The sequence below is a fragment of the Streptomyces phaeochromogenes genome, from assembly GCF_001418655.1.
Classification (GTDB): domain Bacteria; phylum Actinomycetota; class Actinomycetes; order Streptomycetales; family Streptomycetaceae; genus Streptomyces; species Streptomyces phaeochromogenes.
The window spans coordinates 14358-31364 of sequence record NZ_LIQZ01000173.1 but is presented as its reverse complement, the minus strand read 5'-3'; the positions used below and the strand labels follow the sequence as shown (position 1 = coordinate 31364).

At 68.0% G+C, this 17007-nt stretch carries 17 protein-coding genes and 2 pseudogenes; 7 read left to right on the top strand and 12 right to left on the bottom strand.

The annotated features are described in order from the left end of the window. On the top strand, window positions 1-658 hold a 658-nt coding region (locus AOK17_RS23760; protein ID WP_157881381.1), incomplete at its 5' end, for an RNA-guided endonuclease TnpB family protein. A 569-nt stretch (window positions 659-1227) separates the two neighbouring features. On the opposite strand, the gene AOK17_RS23755 is transcribed toward AOK17_RS23760, so the two are convergent. Continuing rightward, window positions 1228-1542, bottom strand: coding sequence for a hypothetical protein (locus AOK17_RS23755; protein WP_157881380.1), 315 nt, complete (start codon window positions 1540-1542; stop codon window positions 1228-1230). Between the two features lie 364 nt (window positions 1543-1906). On the opposite strand from AOK17_RS23755, the gene AOK17_RS23750 reads away from it, so the two are divergent. Next, window positions 1907-2485 (top strand): suppressor of fused domain protein, encoded by a 579-nt coding sequence (locus AOK17_RS23750; RefSeq protein ID WP_055614564.1) that lies wholly within the window; start codon window positions 1907-1909, stop codon window positions 2483-2485. 201 nt (window positions 2486-2686) lie between these two features. Here AOK17_RS23750 and AOK17_RS23745 read toward each other — a convergent pair whose 3' ends face one another. After that, a complete protein-coding gene (locus tag AOK17_RS23745; protein WP_157881379.1) occupies window positions 2687-3406 on the bottom strand; it encodes a site-specific integrase in 720 nt (239 codons plus the stop codon). Window positions 3407-4249: 843 nt separating this feature from the next. Continuing rightward, entirely contained in the window at window positions 4250-4372 is a 123-nt protein-coding gene (locus AOK17_RS53605; protein WP_281198628.1) for a hypothetical protein, read from the bottom strand. Here AOK17_RS53605 and AOK17_RS47765 point away from each other — a divergent pair. Next, entirely contained in the window at window positions 4322-4720 is a 399-nt protein-coding gene (locus AOK17_RS47765) for an IS30 family transposase (RefSeq protein WP_245697325.1), read from the top strand. The two genes, AOK17_RS53605 and AOK17_RS47765, sit on opposite strands and share 51 nt — an antisense overlap. Before the next feature lie 70 nt (window positions 4721-4790). Here the strand turns inward: AOK17_RS47765 and AOK17_RS23735 are convergent, their stop codons facing one another. Then, complete coding sequence (locus AOK17_RS23735; RefSeq protein WP_055614561.1) at window positions 4791-5444, bottom strand: TetR/AcrR family transcriptional regulator; 654 nt, start codon at window positions 5442-5444, stop codon at window positions 4791-4793. Between the two features lie 148 nt (window positions 5445-5592). Here AOK17_RS23735 and AOK17_RS53780 point away from each other — a divergent pair. Continuing rightward, window positions 5593-6343, top strand: a pseudogene (locus AOK17_RS53780) (SDR family NAD(P)-dependent oxidoreductase). Next, window positions 6295-6579 (top strand): IclR family transcriptional regulator domain-containing protein, encoded by a 285-nt coding sequence (locus tag AOK17_RS52425; RefSeq protein WP_079053239.1) that lies wholly within the window; start codon window positions 6295-6297, stop codon window positions 6577-6579. Before AOK17_RS53780 ends, AOK17_RS52425 begins: the two are co-directional and overlap by 49 nt. 151 nt (window positions 6580-6730) lie before the next feature. Here the strand turns inward: AOK17_RS52425 and AOK17_RS52420 are convergent. Together AOK17_RS52420 and AOK17_RS23720 are read right to left on the bottom strand one after the other, a co-directional pair. Further along, window positions 6731-7125 (bottom strand): annotated as a pseudogene (locus AOK17_RS52420) (transposase); the annotation flags it as partial. A 156-nt stretch (window positions 7126-7281) separates the two neighbouring features. Further along, window positions 7282-8112, bottom strand: coding sequence for an aldo/keto reductase (locus AOK17_RS23720; RefSeq protein WP_055614559.1), 831 nt, complete (start codon window positions 8110-8112; stop codon window positions 7282-7284). 108 nt (window positions 8113-8220) lie between these two features. Between AOK17_RS23720 and AOK17_RS23715 the strand changes: the two genes are divergently transcribed. After that, complete coding sequence (locus AOK17_RS23715; protein WP_055614570.1) at window positions 8221-9285, top strand: LacI family DNA-binding transcriptional regulator; 1065 nt, start codon at window positions 8221-8223, stop codon at window positions 9283-9285. Here the strand turns inward: AOK17_RS23715 and AOK17_RS23710 are convergent. Genes AOK17_RS23710 through AOK17_RS23695 form a run of 4 tightly spaced genes read right to left on the bottom strand, consistent with a single transcriptional unit; the run spans window position 9248 to window position 13854 of the window. Then, entirely contained in the window at window positions 9248-10630 is a 1383-nt protein-coding gene (locus AOK17_RS23710) for a glycoside hydrolase family 32 protein (RefSeq protein WP_055614558.1), read from the bottom strand. The two genes, AOK17_RS23715 and AOK17_RS23710, sit on opposite strands and share 38 nt — an antisense overlap. Continuing rightward, the gene (locus tag AOK17_RS23705) at window positions 10627-11481 is read right to left on the bottom strand and encodes a carbohydrate ABC transporter permease (RefSeq protein WP_055614557.1); all 855 of its coding nucleotides are present in this window, start codon (window positions 11479-11481) and stop codon (window positions 10627-10629) included. Before AOK17_RS23705 ends, AOK17_RS23710 begins: the two co-directional genes overlap by 4 nt. Window positions 11482-11497: 16 nt before the next feature. Then, window positions 11498-12448, bottom strand: a complete 951-nt coding sequence (locus AOK17_RS23700) for a carbohydrate ABC transporter permease (protein ID WP_055614556.1) — start codon at window positions 12446-12448, stop codon at window positions 11498-11500. Then, entirely contained in the window at window positions 12445-13854 is a 1410-nt protein-coding gene (locus AOK17_RS23695; RefSeq protein ID WP_055614555.1) for an extracellular solute-binding protein, read from the bottom strand. The genes AOK17_RS23700 and AOK17_RS23695 overlap by 4 nt, the downstream gene beginning before the upstream one ends. Window positions 13855-14031: 177 nt before the next feature. Here AOK17_RS23695 and AOK17_RS23690 point away from each other — a divergent pair, with 177 nt between their 5' ends. After that, complete coding sequence (locus AOK17_RS23690) at window positions 14032-15579, top strand: glycoside hydrolase family 32 protein (RefSeq protein ID WP_055614554.1); 1548 nt, start codon at window positions 14032-14034, stop codon at window positions 15577-15579. A 629-nt stretch (window positions 15580-16208) separates the two neighbouring features. On the opposite strand, the gene AOK17_RS23685 is transcribed toward AOK17_RS23690, so the two are convergent. Together AOK17_RS23685 and AOK17_RS51695 are read right to left on the bottom strand one after the other, a co-directional pair. Beyond that, window positions 16209-16601: a DUF1801 domain-containing protein gene (locus tag AOK17_RS23685; RefSeq protein WP_206190816.1), complete on the bottom strand. Its 393-nt coding sequence runs from the start codon at window positions 16599-16601 to the stop codon at window positions 16209-16211. A gap of 49 nt (window positions 16602-16650) precedes the next feature. Then, the gene (locus AOK17_RS51695; RefSeq protein WP_206190815.1) at window positions 16651-16995 is read right to left on the bottom strand and encodes a hypothetical protein; all 345 of its coding nucleotides are present in this window, start codon (window positions 16993-16995) and stop codon (window positions 16651-16653) included. Between the last annotated feature and the right edge of the window lie 12 nt (window positions 16996-17007).

The window sequence follows — 17007 nt, the reverse complement described above, 5'->3', positions numbered from 1 at the left end:
CGACCGCACCATCGGCATCGATCTCGGCTTGACCCACTTCGCGGTCCTGTCCGACGGCACGAAGATCGGCTCCCCGCGGTTCCTGCGGCGCGCGGAGAAGAAGCTGAAGAAGGCCCAGCAGGAGCTGTCCCGCAAGCAGAAGGGATCCAAGAACCGGGAAAGGGCCCGCCTGAAGGTCGCCCGTGCCCACGCCAAGGTCGCCGACGCACGCCGCGAGTTCCACCACCAGCTCTCCACCCAGCTGATCTCCGAGAACCAAGGGATCGCCGTGGAGGACCTGTCGGTGGCGGGACTGGCCCGCACGAAGCTGGCCAAGTCCGTGCACGACGCCGGATGGTCATCGTTCGTCAGCATGCTGGAGTACAAAGCGGCCCGGTACGGCCGCACTCTGGTCAAGATCGGCCGGTTCGAGCCGACGAGTCAGGTCTGCTCCACCTGCGGCGTCAAGGACGGACCCAAACTCCTGAACGTGAGGGAATGGACCTGTACCGCCTGCGGCACCGTCCACGACCGGGACATCAACGCCGCACTCAACGTGAAGACGGCCGCCGGACTGGCGGTGTCGGCCTGCGGAGCGCCGGTAAGACCAGGAGAAATCCCGGCACAGTGCGAAGAAACAGGAAGCCACGGATTCCCGACCGAACCGCGTGCCGCGTAGCGGCACAGCAATAAGTCGAGAAGGCCAGAATTCTCGGGCTTCAGCCCGAGGTGCAAGTCAAGGCAATGACTTGGCCGACTACATCGACCGCGAGTTCCGAGAGGTCGACGAGGACGCACCCTGGAACCCGCAGGCAACCGTCGATTTCTGGAAGGAATTCATCCACTGAGGAGTCCGGCCTCGGGACTGGTGGGCTCGCATGTTGCGGTGTCGCGTATTCGCGAGCCGCTCGACGTGCCGGACACGGTGAGTGATCGCTTGGGGATCGTGGCGGCCGCGGGCCCTGCTCGATCGCGAGGACTCACAGGTCGGTGCGGTCGTTCGCTTTCGCCAAAAGCCGGAAATCGGTGCCAGCCTGACACTGTCCCCGTGCTCAGCGTGCCGTCCGGGTCGGCAGCTTCGTGGTGGAAGCCCGAGCAGCAGGAAGCCGCCCGGGAAGCACGGGGGAAGCCTTCCTGGGCAGCTCTGCCCAGCCTACGGGCCCGTCGCGAGCCGAGCCCCGGATTTCTATCAGGCGTTTGCGATCATCTTGTCCACCATCTGGGTGAAGCTATCTCGCCAGGGATTTCCTACTGCTTAAAAGGCGGGCGCGGACCACTGCACATCGTCACACAGTGCCAGGTCTGGCTCTCCCACTTCCACGCGCAGCAGTATTCGGAGTTGGAAGCCCGCTGAGATTCGCGGTCCACGAACTTGCTGATGATCTCACCGTTCTGGACCCGATTGACCTTCACCTGCTTTTCAAGGTCGACCTCAAGTGCCAACTCAGCCGCCGCGAATTGAACGTAGTATTGCTCCGCAGCGCCAGGGTACTTGTCGAACACCTCTTGAAGGTCCCTGAAGAACTCGACGTCTTTCTCGGGGCCTACGGTGACGTCCGCCATGATCGGCTCCCACTCACTAAGACCGCTCACCGGGAGAATCCGATGAAGCGCCTGCCAGTCGGTGGCGCTTTTATCATTACCCACCAGTCACGTTGATGCCACTCGGATACGGCAGGGGGCGCGGAAGATCCCCGTATTTGCGGCTATTGTGACACCGTCGCGCCACCGGCCGCCGGACGTGTGTCAGCCGCCTCTGACAGCGGCGGTGTGCTCGTAGAGGAGCGCGGTTGCCCATGCGGGAAGGATGCTGGCTTCGACTGGTAGGCCCGCATGTTGAGGTGTCGCGTATCCGCGGCTGAGGCCCACGGACCATGACGCTGGGTGAGAAGTCGGGCCGGTTGATTGGGTCTGGCATGATCGCGCGGTGAGTGATGCGAGGCTGCTGGCCGTGGAGGCCGTTGAGTCACATGTCCGTGCGTTCTTCGAGGGGCATTCCGTTGAGGTCGTCGTCTGCGACCTGGGGCCGGAACGGCGCGAGGTCCTGCCCGACCTGCGGGTTCTCGTTGTCGGCCCCGGTCCACGCAGCGATAGCTGGGCCTATGTGACCGCCGGGTGCTGGGCCGCGATGGAGAAGGACGGTCATGGGCTTGAGTTCGTCATGACCGCCCACGCCCGCGACCAGCAGTTCATCGATCTCATGGCCATGATCATGTACTACCACTGCGGTGGGCATCAGCTCGACCTGGAGCACAGCATGCCGATCGGTGAACCATGGGTGCCGGGCTCGAGCTGCGACCACCTGCTGATCAGCCTGCCCTATCTCCACGGACCTGACCTTGAACACTGTCCGCTGCCCGGGGGGCACGCCCGCATCCTGTGGACCTTTCCTGTGACGGCCGCCGAAATCGAGTTCCGCAGGCATCAGGGTCATGAGGCGTTGGAGCAGCGTTTCGACGAGGCGGAGATCATTCCCACTGATCCTTTCCGGGCATCGGTCGTGTGAGACAACGACCGAACCTCTCCCGGCGGTCACCGCGAGTGATCACCAGGAGCGTATCGGCTCCAGGTTCCGCCAGCTTCGGTCACCAGGCGGGTGGCGGTCTTGTCGTGGTAGCCGAGTGCTTTCGCGATGACGGGGGCCGGGGCTTGGAGGACGAGCTGACGGATCGCGGAGGTTCTGCCGCGCTGTGGAGGGACGCCGATCTCACGCAGATGGACTTGCGATGGTGCTGGGTGTCCAGTGCCAGACGGTCAGCACGCTGCGGCGCTTGGGCGGCGAGCCCTTCTTGGCCTTGCCGTAGCGGACCAGGAGGGTGCCGTACTCTCCGAACTCCCGGCCCTCCGGATTGTGTCCGAAGTCGGTGAGATCCAGCATCCGGGTCTCATTGCGGCGCAGCCCGTAGGCGTACGCGACTTTGAACAAGGCGGCGTCCCGGAAGGCAGGCAGCCAGCCCTTGCGGCCTTTGCCGCGAACGCGCAAGACCTCCTCGTCGGCATGATCGAAGAATGCCTCCAACTCAGGCTTGGTGAAGGCTCGGCGTTCTGGCTTGCCCTCGGCTTCGTCGGCGTGCGTCGCGGCGTTCCAGTCGTAGACCACCTGGACTGGGTGAGTACCGAAGTGCCGCAGGCACTCGTCGCTCCAGCCGTAGGCTGGGTTGGTCAGGAAGTCGCAGAACTGCCGTACCGAGCCCTGGTAGTTGCGCAGGGTGGAGCGGACGCAGCCGTGCACGGCCCGCAGATCGGCCGACCATTCGTCGACGTGCTGCGGCGTCCACTGCCACGGCATCGCATCGGCATGCCGGGTGAACGCCCGGACCGTACGTTCCTGGTCACTGACGTACCCCAGTGAGAGATTCCGGGCGAGTTGCTGGTTGCGCCAGCCCATGATCATCGCCTCGAAGACTTGCTCGTCCGGCCGCAGCAACGGCAGACCGTCGATCAGGTGCAGCCGAGCAGACCCTGGAACGAGACCGTCCCTACCCATCCGCCATCACTCTCCGTCTATCGCATCTGACGCGAGAATTTCGCATCAGATGCGACCCGGAGGCGTCTTTGCAGTTCAATCGCTCGATGGAGTGAGGCCCGCACATGTTCGCCGACAAGACCGCTACCGTGGCTCCGAGGCCAACAGCCCTGCTGAGATCGCTTCTGTGCAGTGTCCGGCCAGCATCCAGGGCGGGTGTCGCCTATTCGCATCCGATGCAATTCGCGTCGGTAGGAACATCGGCACAGCTGTTGGCGCTGAGAACAATCATGGTCCGATCGGCGCGAGCGTGCTGACGCGGTTCTCGTACTCGCGACGGGCCTTGCCTGGGCCGCAACAGCCGGGACACCCTGGCAGCCATCGAGCGGCTGGCAGCGGTCGAGTAGCTGACGGTGCACAGCGGGGATGGCGGTCACGCGCAGGGTGTAGCCCTGGCCCCGCCGTACGGTCGCCCCCTCGTCGAGCGCGGCCCGCTCGGCGGATCCAGGTCGGCCGAGCGAAGGAAGTCGGCGACCTTGCCTGGCATGTCGAGGGTGACCAGCAACTTCGGGGCGGGATGTCCTCCTCGACGCTGGTGTGATCGGGCAGAAGGTCGGCGACGGCCGTGCGGATCACGCCGCGGCTGATGCCGTGGTCGCGGGCGAGGGCGGCGATGGAGCGGTTCTCCAGGTACGCGGTGCGCACGGCATCGGTCTTGTCGGCCGGGACGGGGCGGGGCATCATCCGCGGCATGGTGTCCATCACCGCCCGCCCTGCCGATGCCGAGGACCGGAAGGTTCCCGGTCAGTGGGAGGGCGATCTCATGGTGGGCACCAGGCCCTCGGCGGTCGCCACGCTCGTCGAGCGCACCAGCCGCTGCACGACCATCGTCGCGCTGCCGGACGGCATCAAGGCCGAGCAGGTCACCCCGCTCCTCACCGGGAGCCCCCCAGCATCCCACCCCACCTGCGGCGGACGCTCACCTGGGACCGCGGCCGGGAGATCGCCGAGCACCGGGCCATCACCACCGAGACCAGGATGCCGATCTACCTCTGCAAGCCCCGGAGCCCGTGGCGACGCGGCACCAACGAGAACACCAACCGGCTGCCTCGGCAGTGCCTCCCCAAGGGCGCCGACCTCCGCACGTTCAGCCACGCCGACCTGGACGCCATCGCTCACGAACTCAACCACCGTCCGCGCAAGACACACGGCTGCCTCACTCCGGCAGAGGTCTGCGCTGACCTCCTGAACAGCAGTGATGCGCTGACCGCTTGAGCTCGCCGTCGTTTACCGACATGCGTCGCCGAGTGGAGGCGTCGCGGATGTTGAGCATTGCGCGCCAGTGTCAACGTTCCGGCTTCGGGTCGGGCCGGCGGGTCGGGGTGTATCTGGCGAGCATGGTCTGGACGGCCTGTTCGACGGCGTCGTGGATGTCGGAGGCTGCGGGGTTCCAGTCGGTCAGCAGCATGCGGGGCCACAGGACGTAGTTGGCGATCATGCCGAGGAACTGGTTCGCGGCGCTCGCCGCGTCCGGGACGTCAGCGTTGCCCGCCTCGTGCTCGGATTCCAAGTAGTGCTGAACGGAGGTGAAGTAGGGCAGCTTGCCGAGCTCGAACTGCATCCGTCCCAGTTCGGGGAAACGAGGCAGTTCGGCGATGACGATCCGGAACAGGGCTGTCATGCCGGGCTGGCCGACCAGGTCGGCATAGCGCCGGCCGATGGTTGTCAGTCCGGAGCGCAGATCTCCGGTCTGTGGCCGCGCGACAGTGTCGCCGGCGTCACGCTGCCAGGACTCGGTGACGATGGCCTCGAAGAGGGCCGCCTTGGTGGGGAACCGCTTGAACAGGGTGGACTTCGAGACCCCGGCCGCCTCGGCGATCCGGGCCAGTGAGGTGCCGTCGTATCCGCGATCCAGGAACAGTTCTGTGGCTGCGGTGGTGATCGCCTCGCGTTTCTGCTGAGCGAGTCTGCGGTGGTGTGCGGAGAGTTCTGCTGCCATGCGGACAGTATGCCGCAGACCCGAGGCGAGTCACTTGACTCGCCTCGGTGGTCCTGTTTACGGTACGAGGGAAAGGCGAGTCGAGTGACTCGCATCGCATCTGTGGCGCCGGGTGAATTCCGGTGGCCGCGCGGTGGAGGAACAGTTCATGACAATCGACAAGATCGCTCTGGTGACCGGTGCGAATCGCGGCCTCGGACGCAGCGCGGCCATCGCTCTGGCCACACGCGGGGTGCGGGTCGTGGTCACCCACCGCGGTGATGAGGCCGGGGCCGAGAAGACGGTGCAAGAGGTGCAGGCGGTGGGTGGGACTGCCGCTGTTCTCCGGCTCGACATCAGCGACGTCTCCACTTTCGCGTCCTTCACCTCCGAACTGAGCGAGCAGCTGGGGCACTTCGGGGCTCGACATCCTGGTCAACAACGCGGGAGTGGGGATCTTCGGACCGCTGGAGGGCGTCACGACCGACGACTTCGACACGGTGATGGGCACCAACGTCCGGGGCGCGTTCTTCCTAATCCAGTCACTTGTGCCGCTGCTGGCCCAGGGCGGCCGCGTCATCAACGTCTCGACGTCGCTGACCCGCCACACCAGCCCCGCCACTTCGGTCTACTCCGCCTCGAAGGCCGCAGTCGAAGCCCTGAGCCGCACCCTCGCCGCGGAACTCGGCCCGCACGGCATCCGGGTCAACTCCATCGCCCCCGGACCGACTGCCACCGATTTCAACGGTGGAGCGATGCGGGACGACGCCGGGATGCGCCAGGTTCTGGCAGGACAGACCGCGCTCGGCCGCGTCGGCGAACCCGAGGAGATCGGCGACGCCATCGCCACGCTGGCCTCCGAGGGCCTGCGCTGGGTCACCGCCCAGCGAATCGAGGTCTCCGGCGGCGCCCTCCTCTGAGCGACCGGGCGACGGCCTATGGAGACGCCGGAAGCGACGGCCGCGACCCACGCATTCAGTACCGGCCGGGCGTCTGCGCCATCGCCGCGCCCGTCCTCGACGAGGACGGCACGCCGCTGGCCACGGTGGCCATCTCCATGCCCGAATCCAGGTACGACGCGGACAAGCTGCCCGAGTGGGGCCGCCTCGTCGCCGACGCGACCACGGAGATCGCGGAGCGCCGCCTGGGCACCTGAGCACACAGCGGCGGCCGACCTCGGCCCCGCATCATCGAGGGCCGGCTCCCACCCACGGGAGCCGGCCCTCGGCGTGTTTCGCGGCAGGACCGGCCGCGGCGCCCGGCCGGGGCAGCCGCAGGGCGGCCACTTCGAGCCGTAGGGCACGGGGCGTCTGGGAGCCCAGCACGCAGCCGGACGGCTCGCCTCCACCTCCCTCGGCCTCGCGGACCAGGCGTGGCAGCAGCCCTGTGAGCTGCTCGAAAACCCCGTCCTGCTGCCATGTGGCGAAGTAGCCGTAGATCGTGGCCCACGGGGCGAAGCCGTGCGGCAGGTGGCGCCAGGGGACGCCGGTGCGGTCCACGTAGAGGATCGCGTTCATGATCTGCCGCAGGCGGTGCACGGTGGGCGGCCGACGTCCAGGGCGTCACGGCGGCGCCGGGCCCGCCGGACGGTGAGTACCGGTTCGATCAGCTCCCAGCGCTCGTCGGACAGATCGCTGGGGTAACCGTCGCGCGGGGTCGATGTACCGCACGGTGACCGACTCGGCCATGGAGCAAAGGCCAAGGAGCCGGACCGAGTTGGGATGAGACAGGAGGCGCCGGAACGAAACGGCTCGCTTCCGACCCAGCGCAACCCAGCTGCCCACTGACCTCTCCCGCCTCACTCCACTGGGGCTGCCAATGCGCCATGGATCGGCGTGAAGCAGTGCCAAGCGCTCACTCAGAATTCCTCGTGCACATCCGGATCTCCGCCCATCCGCTCGTGGGCACGGTCGGCGATCGCGTGCATGTGCGCGGGGCTCAGCTCGAAGCCGAAGACGTCGAGGTTCGCGCGCTGTCGTCCCGGATCCGACGACTTCGGGATCGGCACTGCCCCGAGCTGCGTGTGCCAGCGCAGGACCACTTGGCCCGGCGTCACCCCGTGCGCCTCGGCGGCGCTGACGACCACGGGGTCGTCCAGGAGGCCGGAGCCGCGGCCCAGCGGGCTCCAGCTCTCGGTCAGGACGCCCTTGGCAGTGTGGAAGGCCCGCAGTTCGTCCTGCGGGAAGTGCGGGTGCAGTTCGATCTGGTTGACGGAGGGCAGGACGCCGGTCTCCTTCTCCAGCCTCTCAATGTGCTCCGGCGTGAAGTTGGAGACGCCGATCGACCGCACGAGACCCTCCTCGCGCAGCTTGATCATGGCCCGCCAGGAGTCGACGTACTTGTCGACGCGGGGCAGCGGCCAGTGGATGAGATACAGGTCGACGTAGTCCAGGCCGAGCCGGGCGCGGGACTCCTCGAAGGAGGCCAGGGTCTCCTCATACCCGTGGTGCCGGCCCGGGAGCTTGGTCGTCACCACGAGTTCCTCGCGGGGGACGCCGCTGCGGGCGACGCCGAGCCCGACACCGGCCTCGTTGCGGTAGTTCGTCGCCGTGTCGACCAGGCGGTAGCCCAGCCGCAGGCCCTCCGCCACCGCTCTTTCCGCCTCCGCGTCGCTCATGGGCCAGGTGCCCAGGCCGATCGCCGGGAACCTGGTGCCGTCGTTGAGCGTGTGTACCGGGATGCTGATCACTACCGGACCTTCCCTTCGACTGTGTCGTCCCCCCAGCGTCACGGATAGGGTGAGCAGTGATCAAGCGGGCGGGCGGGGAACCGGCGGGGGATGAAGGCAGCGGACGGCATGGGCAGCAGCGAGGCGAAGCAGCCGGCAGGCCATGGACGCCCCACGTCCCGGGACGTCGCGCGGCTCGCGGGCGTGTCCCACACCGCGGTCTCCTTCGTGTTCAACGGCCGAGCCGAGGGCAACCTCTCGCCCGCCACCCAGGAACGCATCCGCCAGGCCGCCGCCCAGCTCGGATACCGCCCCGACCCCGTCGCACGCGGACTGCGCCGCCGTCGTACGGCCGTGATCGGCCTGGTCACCGACGAGATCGCCTCCTCGCCCTTCGCCGGCCGGCTGCTGCGCGGCGCGATGGACACCGCCTGGGACCACGAGCACCTCGTCCTGACCGTCGACTCCGGAGGCGACCGTGCCAAGGAGGACGCCGCGGTCGCCGAGCTTCTCGACCGACGCGTGGACGGCATCATCTACGCCGCCTTCTCCCTGCGCCGCGTCCGCGTCCCCGAGGGCCTGCACCGCACCCACTCCGTCCTCGCCAACTGCGTTCCCGAGGACGGCTCGCTGCCTGCTGTCATCCCCGCCGAACGCGCGGGAGGCCGTACGGCCGCCCGTCTGCTCCTCGCCGAGGGGCACCGCAGGATCGCCCACGTCGGCGGCCTCGACGACATCGCGTCGGTCGAGCGGCTGCGCGGCTTGCGTGACGCGCTGCGCGTTGAGGGGATCACCGTCCCCAATGAGTGGGTCGTGCGCACCGGCGGCGAGATCTCCAGCGGCTACGAGGGAGCGCTGCGGCTGCTCGACGGCGTGCCCGCCGACCGCCGCCCCACCGGGTTCTTCTGCTACAACGACCGCGTCGCCGCGGGAGTACTGCACGCCGCTGCCCGGCTCGGCATCACCGTCCCCGATGAGCTGTCCGTGGTCGGGTACGACGACCAGGAACACATGGCCGCCTTCCTGTCCCCGCCTCTGACCACCGTCGCCCTCCCGCACCGGGCGATGGGCGAGGCGGCCACCCGGCTCCTCCTCGACGCCATCGAGACGGGCAAGACGCCGCCCGCGACGGTACGACGCCTCGCCGGCCCGGTGATCAGCCGCTCGTCGGTGGGACCTGCTCCCATCCGATGACGGTGGCCCCGGCCCCGGTCACGACGAGCTCGGGCACGTCGTCGGGACGTCGGTAGACCCGTTCGGTGACGGTGGCGCGATCGTCGGCGAACAGCTCGAACAGGGAGCCGTCGACAAGGATGCGCACCTCCCGCGCGGGCACCCGCACGACGAGGGGCACCGACCCCTCGCTCCGGGGCCGCGGCCAGTCGCTGCGATCCAGGGTCACGGTGCCTTCGTCCGGGTCGAGGCGGATCGTCAGCTCCGCGCCGGAGGCGGAGCGCAGCAGGCTGACGGTGGTCGGTGCACTGGCGGTGACCGTCAGGTCGTACGACTGCGGCAGCGGGGCGCGTTCCGGTGCGGTGGCGAACGGCTCAGCCGCACGCAGCAGTTGCAGCTCCGGAGCCGGTGCGACGCTCAGCGCGCCGTCCGGATGGACGCCCACGACCCTCGGCGCGGTGAGGACACCGGCCCAGCCCGCAGCGTCCACCTCGCCCTGCTCACGGGCCTCCCAGGACCAGCCCCACATCAGGGCCCGGTTTGCCTCCTGGAGGACCGCGGGTGCGTAGAAGTCCCGCCCGTGGTCGAGCCGGCCGCCGGTGCGGGCCCCGAACCGCAGCCCACCGTCGCTGTCCGGCTCCAGACGGCCTGTCAGGAAGCCCGTGCCCATCGGGTCGCCGTCCCACAGTGACAGCACGAGCACCCAGTCCCCGCCCGCCGTCGCGAACAGCTGCGGGCACTCCCAGCCGACCGCCTTGTCGCCGAACACGTCCGTCGCCACAGGGTCGTTGCCGTCGAGCAGCACACCGGCGAACCGCCAGTGGGCCAGGTCGTCGCAGTCGTAGAGCAGGACCGACGGCGTGCCGTCGGAGTGGCCCGCCCCGATCAGTGCCCAGCGCCGCCCGCCGCTGCGGAAGACGAACGGGTCGCGGAACATCACGACGTCCAGGCCGGCCGGCGGGCCGGTCACGACCGGTGTGGGCAGGGGCTTCCAGTCGGTGAGGGTCTCGTCGTCCGGGACGACCGCCCGGGCCAGGCAGATGGTGCCGAGGCCGCCGTGGTGGCGGTCGACGCCGGTGTAGACGGCGGTCGGTACGCCGTCGTCGTCGACCACGCACCCGGACCAGCAGCCCGCCTCGTCGGGGCCGCCGGGTGTCGGGGTGAGCGCGATGGGGTGGTGTTCCCAGTGGGCGAGGTCGGGACTGGAGGCATGGCCCCAGTGGACGTTCGCATGGCGAGGGGCGTCGGGGTTGTGCTGGTAGAACAGGTGGTAGCGGTCGCGCCAACGGAAGGGCCCGTTCGGGTCGTTGAGCCATTGGGCGGGCGGACGGACCCGGAAACGCGGGGCGTCGCGGTCGTGCTTCAACGGTTGACTCCTGCGGAGGTGATGCCCTCGCGCAGAGGGCGCTGGCCGACGACGAACACGGCGACGGCGGGGATCATGGAAAGGACGACACCGGCGAGGACGACCGAGATGGAGCCGGTGCCGAGATTGCCCTGGAGGGAGACGAGGCCCAGCGGCAGGGTGTAGTTCTGGGCGGAGGTCTCCAGGATCAGCGGCCGGAAGAACTCGTTCCAGTGGTAGTTGAAGGCCAGCACTCCGACGATCGCGAGGCCGGGCGCGGCCAGCGGGGCGTAGACCGAGCGGAAGATCCGCCAGGGCCCGCAGCCGTCCAGCATCGCCGCCTCGCCCAGGTCCTTCGGCATGCCGAGGAAGTACTGGCGCATCAGGAAGGTGCCGAACGCGGTCGGAAACGCCGGGATGATCAGACCGAGCAGGGTGTCGGTCAGACTCATCGACTTGAGCACCAGGAACACCGGAACGATCGTGACCTGCAGGGGGACCATCATGGTCGCGAGGACCAGTGCGAACAGCGGCTTCTTGAAACGGAATTCGAGACGGGCGAAGGCGTAGCCGGCGAGGCCCGCGGTGATCATCTGGCCGACCGCGATCAAACCGGTCACGAGTGTGGAGTTCAGGGCGAGCAGCCACACATCGATCTGGTCGAAGACTCCGCGGTAGGACTCCACGGTGGGGCTGGTCGGAATGATCTTCGGCGGCAGGTCGAAGGACTCGGCCGGCGTGCGCAGCGAGGTGGAGACGGTCCAGATGACCGGACCGAGCGTCAGCAGGGCGCACACCGCCAGTGCGGTGATCCGTGCCCACGGAGCGAGCGAGTGGCGGGCCCGGCTCACGGTCGAAATCGCTTGGGTCATGGGGGATTCACCCGGCTCACTGGTAGTGGACGAAACGCCGGCTGAGCCGGAACTGGAGGGCGGTGACCGCCATGATCAGAACGAACAGCAGCACGCCCACCGCGGACGCCTCGCCGAAGCGGAGCTGCTCGAACGCGCTCTCGTAGATGACCATCACGACGGTGCGGGTGGAGTCGCCGGGCCCGCCGTTGGTGAGGACGTACGGCTGCTCGAAGACCTGCAGGGCGTTGATGATGCCGACCACCGACGCGACCAGCAGGGTGGGTGACAGCAGCGGCAGAGTGACGTTGAGGTGCTTGCGCAGACCGGTCGCGCCATCGAGGGCGGCGGCCTCGTGGATCTCCTTGGGGATGTTGTTCAGGCCCCCGACGAACAGCAGGAAGGAGAAGCCGAACTGCTGCCAGACGTAGACGAGTATGACCGCCGCCATCGCCGAGTTCTCGGAGGTGAGCCACGGCACCGGAGCGATACCGATCAGCCCGAGCAGCCAGTTGACGACACCGAAGTCCTGGTTGAACAGGTACTTCATCACCACCGAGATCGACGCGGCGGACAGCACCAGCGGGAAGAAGAACGCCGAACGGAACACCGAGCGCAGCCACACCGGCATCCGTCCGTTCACCGCGAGCGCCAGCACCAGCGCGATCAGCAGTTGGAGGGCGACCGCGAGCACCATGAACACGAGCGTGTTGCGGAAGGACACCAGGACGGTCGAATCGCTCAGTGTCTCGCGGTAGTTGGCGGCGCCCGCGAAACTGGGGTCGTCGATCACGTTCCAGTGGAAGAGGCTGAGCACCACCGAGCCGGCGATCGGGACGACCGTGAAGACGACGATGCCGACGATCGTCGGGGCCAGGAACAGCGTGGCCAGCAGGCGGGTGCCGCGGTCGCGGGCGGACGGTGGCGCGGGTGCCACGGGCGGGGGAGTCACCGTCCTTGTCCGGGCGGGGATCCGGGTGTTCGTCATACGTCACGCTCCATGGCCTTCTCCAGATCGCCCTGCATCCGGCGCAGGGCGGGACCCACCGAGCGCCGGGTGGAGAGCGCGGTTCCGGTGTGCTTGAGCAGCACCTGTTCGACCTCGGCGACCTGCGGCGGGGCGGGGATCGGCCCGGTGTCGGGGAACTTGTCGAGGGTGTCGTAGAAGGTCTGCCAGTGGTTCGGTCCGGTCTCCCGGTAGCGGTCGGCGGTCAGCATCGACCGGCGGGCCGGCGTGGTCTGGTTGGTCTTGAACAGCCGCATCAGGGTGTCCCTTCGGGCGGCGTACTTGATGAACTCCCAGGCCTCCTCCTGCCGCTTCGACGTGCGCAGCAGGGCGTAGCCGGCGGCGCCGAACTGCATGCGCTGGGTGCGCCAGCGCGGGAAGTACTGCACGTCGTAGTCGGCCGCCTGCATGCCCGCGAGATGCAGACCGCCCGCCCAGAAGCCGCCGGCCGGCGTGACGCCGACCCGGCCGGTGGAGAACACGCCGACGAGGTTCTGGCCGTTGCCGCCCTCGGGGCGGGTGCACAGGTCCTCCTGGATGAGGGAGGCGAGGTAGTCGTACACCTCCTCCACGCGGTCGTGTGTGGCCTGCGGGGTCGTCCACCGGAAGCCGCCCCCGCGGCCTTGCCGTTCGGCGGCCGGGTAGAAGGAGTCCCACAGCCAGGCGCCGCCGGGCGCCTTGGACTCGGTGAGCAGGTTCGTGCCGTTGGCGAAGAGCCAGGGCACCACACCGCCCCACAGGCGGTTGGTCCAGAAGTACGGGGTGAACTGGCTGCCGCTGGACTTCTTCATGTCCCGCAGCAGCGCGGTGAAGTCGTCGCGGGTCCAGTCGGCCGCGGGGAAGCTCGCGTCCGCCCGCTTCAGGACCTGGTTGTTGAGGTACATGTCGGCCGCGTTGAATTCGACCGGCAGCTGGTAGAGGCTGCCCTCGTACATCATCGACTCCACCAGTGAGGGATGGACGTCGGCGAAGTACTCGCGCAGTTCGGCCGCGTCCCGCTTCACCCACTGGTCCAGCGCGACGCCGAGGCGCTGGGCGAAGAGCTGGACGCCCTCGGTGGCGACATAGACGAGGTCGGGGGCGGTGCCCGCCGCGATCTGGGTGAGGATCTTCGCGAAGAAGTCCGACCAGTCGACGGCCTGCACCGCGTTGATCCGGAGCTTGATGTCGGGGTGCACCTCGCCGAAGCCCTCGGTGAGGGTGCGGATGGCCTCGGGTCCGTAGGCGGGGCCGAGGGTGGCGACGACGAGGGAATCGTCGTCGCGGCCGGGGATGTCGGCTCCGGTGAGCCGGTCCCAGCTCGCTGCGGTGCCGGTCAGGGCGGCGGCACCCGCGCCGTAGGCGCCGTACCGCAGCAGCGTGCGGCGGGAGACGTGCGAGTCGGTCATCAACGGGCCTAACTCGTGTTAGTTGAGGGTTGATGCCCCAGATGATGGAAAGTGCGCAACGGTGCTGTCAAGAGTCGTGCACCCCTTGACCTTTAACGAGTTAGGTCGCACAGTCCTGACCCCATGAGCCGCCGTTCCGAGCTCAACGAGCTCGGTGACGAGAGGAAACGATGTGTAATGCGTGGGATGTCCAGGAGAGCGCTCTTCACCGGATCGGCCGCGGGCGCGGCAGCCGTGCTGCTGCCGGCCGCACCCCCGGCCGCCGCGAAACCCAAGTCCGCAACCGGTTGCGCCAGTTACCGCGCCGCGTACCACTTCACGGTCCCCGACCAGTGGAAGAACGATCCGCAGCGACCGGTGTGGATCGACGGCGAGTACCACTACTACTACCTCTACAACGCGCACTACCTGACGGGCGGCACGACCGCGGGAACCGCCTGGCGGCTGGCCACCAGCACCGATCTGGTCGCGTTCACCGACCGCGGGATCGCCGTGCCGAAGGACACCACCCCGGTCGGCGACGTCTGGTCGGGCTCGGCGGTGGTCGACACCGACAACACCGCCGGCTTCGGCGCGGGCGCGGTGATCGTCATCGCCACCATGGCGCCCGACGATGTCACTCAGGCGCAGTACCTGTACTACTCCACCGACGGCGGCCGCACCTTCCTCAACCACGGCACCGACCCGGTGCTGGCCAACCCCGGTGTGCACGACTTCCGCGATCCCAAGGTCGTCCGTGACGAGGAACGCGATCGCTGGGTGATGACCCTCGCCGAGAACAACAAGATCGGCTTCTACCACTCGGCGGATCTGAAGTCGTGGACGTACGTCGGCGGATTCATCAAGGACGGCATCGGCGTCCTGGAGTGCCCCGACCTGTTCCGCATCACCGCGGACGACGGCACGGCGAAGTGGGTGCTGGGCGCGAGCGCCAACGGCAAGGCGGCCGGTCTGCCCAACACGTACGCGTACTGGACCGGTTCCTTCGACGGCACCACGTTCACCGCCGACACGAGCGATCCGCAGTGGCTCGACCACGGGTGGGACTGGTACGGGGCCGTCACGTTCGAGAGACGCCGGGACGACGGTTCGGTGGATCCGTCCACCCGGCACGCGATCGGCTGGCTCAACAACTGGGATTACGCCAACACCACCCCCACCATCGACTGCGACGGCTTCAACGGCACCGACTCGATCGTCCGCGAGATCACCCTGAAGCGGGCTTCGAACGGGACGTACTACCTCGCCTCGCGGCCGGTCTCCGCCCTGGCCGACCACGTCTCGCGCTCAGTGGACCTGGGTGACCTGACGGTCGACGGCACCCGCGTTCTCGACTACACCGGCATGTCCTACGAGGTGACGACCGAGATCACCTGGGACAACCTGACCGGCGTCGGCCTCCAACTGCGCCGTTCCCCCGACGGCGGGCGGCACATCGACGCCGGGATCTACGACGACTTCGCGTTCCTCAACCGCCGCAACACCGTCAACCCCGACAACTCCGGGAAGTGGCAGGAGAGTCACAGCCCCTTCGACCCGTCGGCCCACACGGTGAGGCTGCGGATCCTGGTCGACCGCACGTCCGTCGAGATGTTCGTCGACGACGGCCGATACGTGCACTCGTCGCAGGCGTTCCCGTATCTGATCGACACGGGGCTCGCGCTGTTCTCGATCGGGGGCACAGCGGTATTCCGGAACACAGTGATACGGGAGTTCACCATGTGACGTCCTGAACTCACCGCACTCAAAAGGACGTTGGGGCCGGAAGCCGGGAGTGCGCACGCTGGTCCATGAGGGGCGAAGACGGCGTACTCATCGACGCACTGGGCAGCGAGCCACGCCGCCCCGACGGCCTTCCGGGCATTCCTGCTGCGCGGCCCCGCGCAGGGTTCCGGGAGGCGCCCAACGGTGGTTCGTGGAGCGCGCGTTCGCTCATCCTCTCCGGTTCCGCCAACGGCCGGGACGGATCGTCCCGGCCGTCCCGGCCAGCAGCGTCGACCTGCCGCAACCAGAAGGGCCGAGGACTGTGCGAGTTCCTGTACGGCCAACTGCGCCCACTCGGCGAGGCCTGTGCGTTCATCGTCAGTGGCGGCACGCTGTGCTCCGAGCAGCCTCTGAAGGTCGGCCACCGTAGCGAGCACGTCGACGAACGGCGAACGAGGGTCACGGGGTGTATCCCGCCGCCCGGGGCCCGTAACAGGCCGCCGATGTCTATGCTCTTCGGGCATCGATGCCCCTGACGAAGACCAAGAGCGGCGCCGAGCTGACCGCCACCCTCAGACGACGGCACGGCCGCAACGATTGTGAACGCCGTGCTGCCGAAGCCGAAGCCGAACAATCGGCCATCGGGCGGGCTAGGTATTGACCCAGCTCCTGACCAGGGTCACGAAGGCCTCCTCGTTGGCCTTGGCGTCGTCCAGGTCCTGGAAGATGACTGTGGCCCTGTCACTGCTGAGCCAAGCGAGCAGACCACTTTCGTCGCTGAACCTGAAGTCCGCCCGGTCGTCTTTCACCCTGGCACCTCGATGGAAGATGAGTTGGACACCCTTCTTGGCCCGGAGCTGAAAGGTCACCCGGTCCTCGCCCCCACGGAGAAAGCTGGGCGCCTTCCACTTCACGTGCTCGGTGATGCCAGGATCCGAGCCGAGGACAGCGGCCCGCAGGTACTCGATTGTGTCCTTCTGGGGGTGATCGAGCGCAGCCATGAACTGGTCCACTTCCACGTTCTTGTTCGTCATCTCGTCCATTTCCGGGTGTCGAAACGTGCCGCTGGTGCACGGGCAGCGCACATACGGATCAGCTTGCCCGTGACCGGACCGCGTGTCGCTGATCGAGTCCGAACCCGCCGAACATCACGCATGCTCCTTTGGGCGCCGCCCACACGAGGAGAGGAGGGGTCTTCTCCGGGGGCTGTTGCTTGACCTCCGCCGGTTCGCCGCGCCGGGTGTCCCAGGTGACGCCGTTCGGCACGTAACCCGGAGCGTGGGAGACACGGTTCGGGGGATGGTTGTCGAAGGAGGCATCGCTGCTCGCCTCACGGGCCCCGAACCCATCGAACGCCAGATGCAGCTCCGCCTGCCGCATCTCATTGCCCAGGCCGCCGCCCCGCACATCCGGGCTGACCCAAGGGGATCGCGGCACGCATCCCCTCAC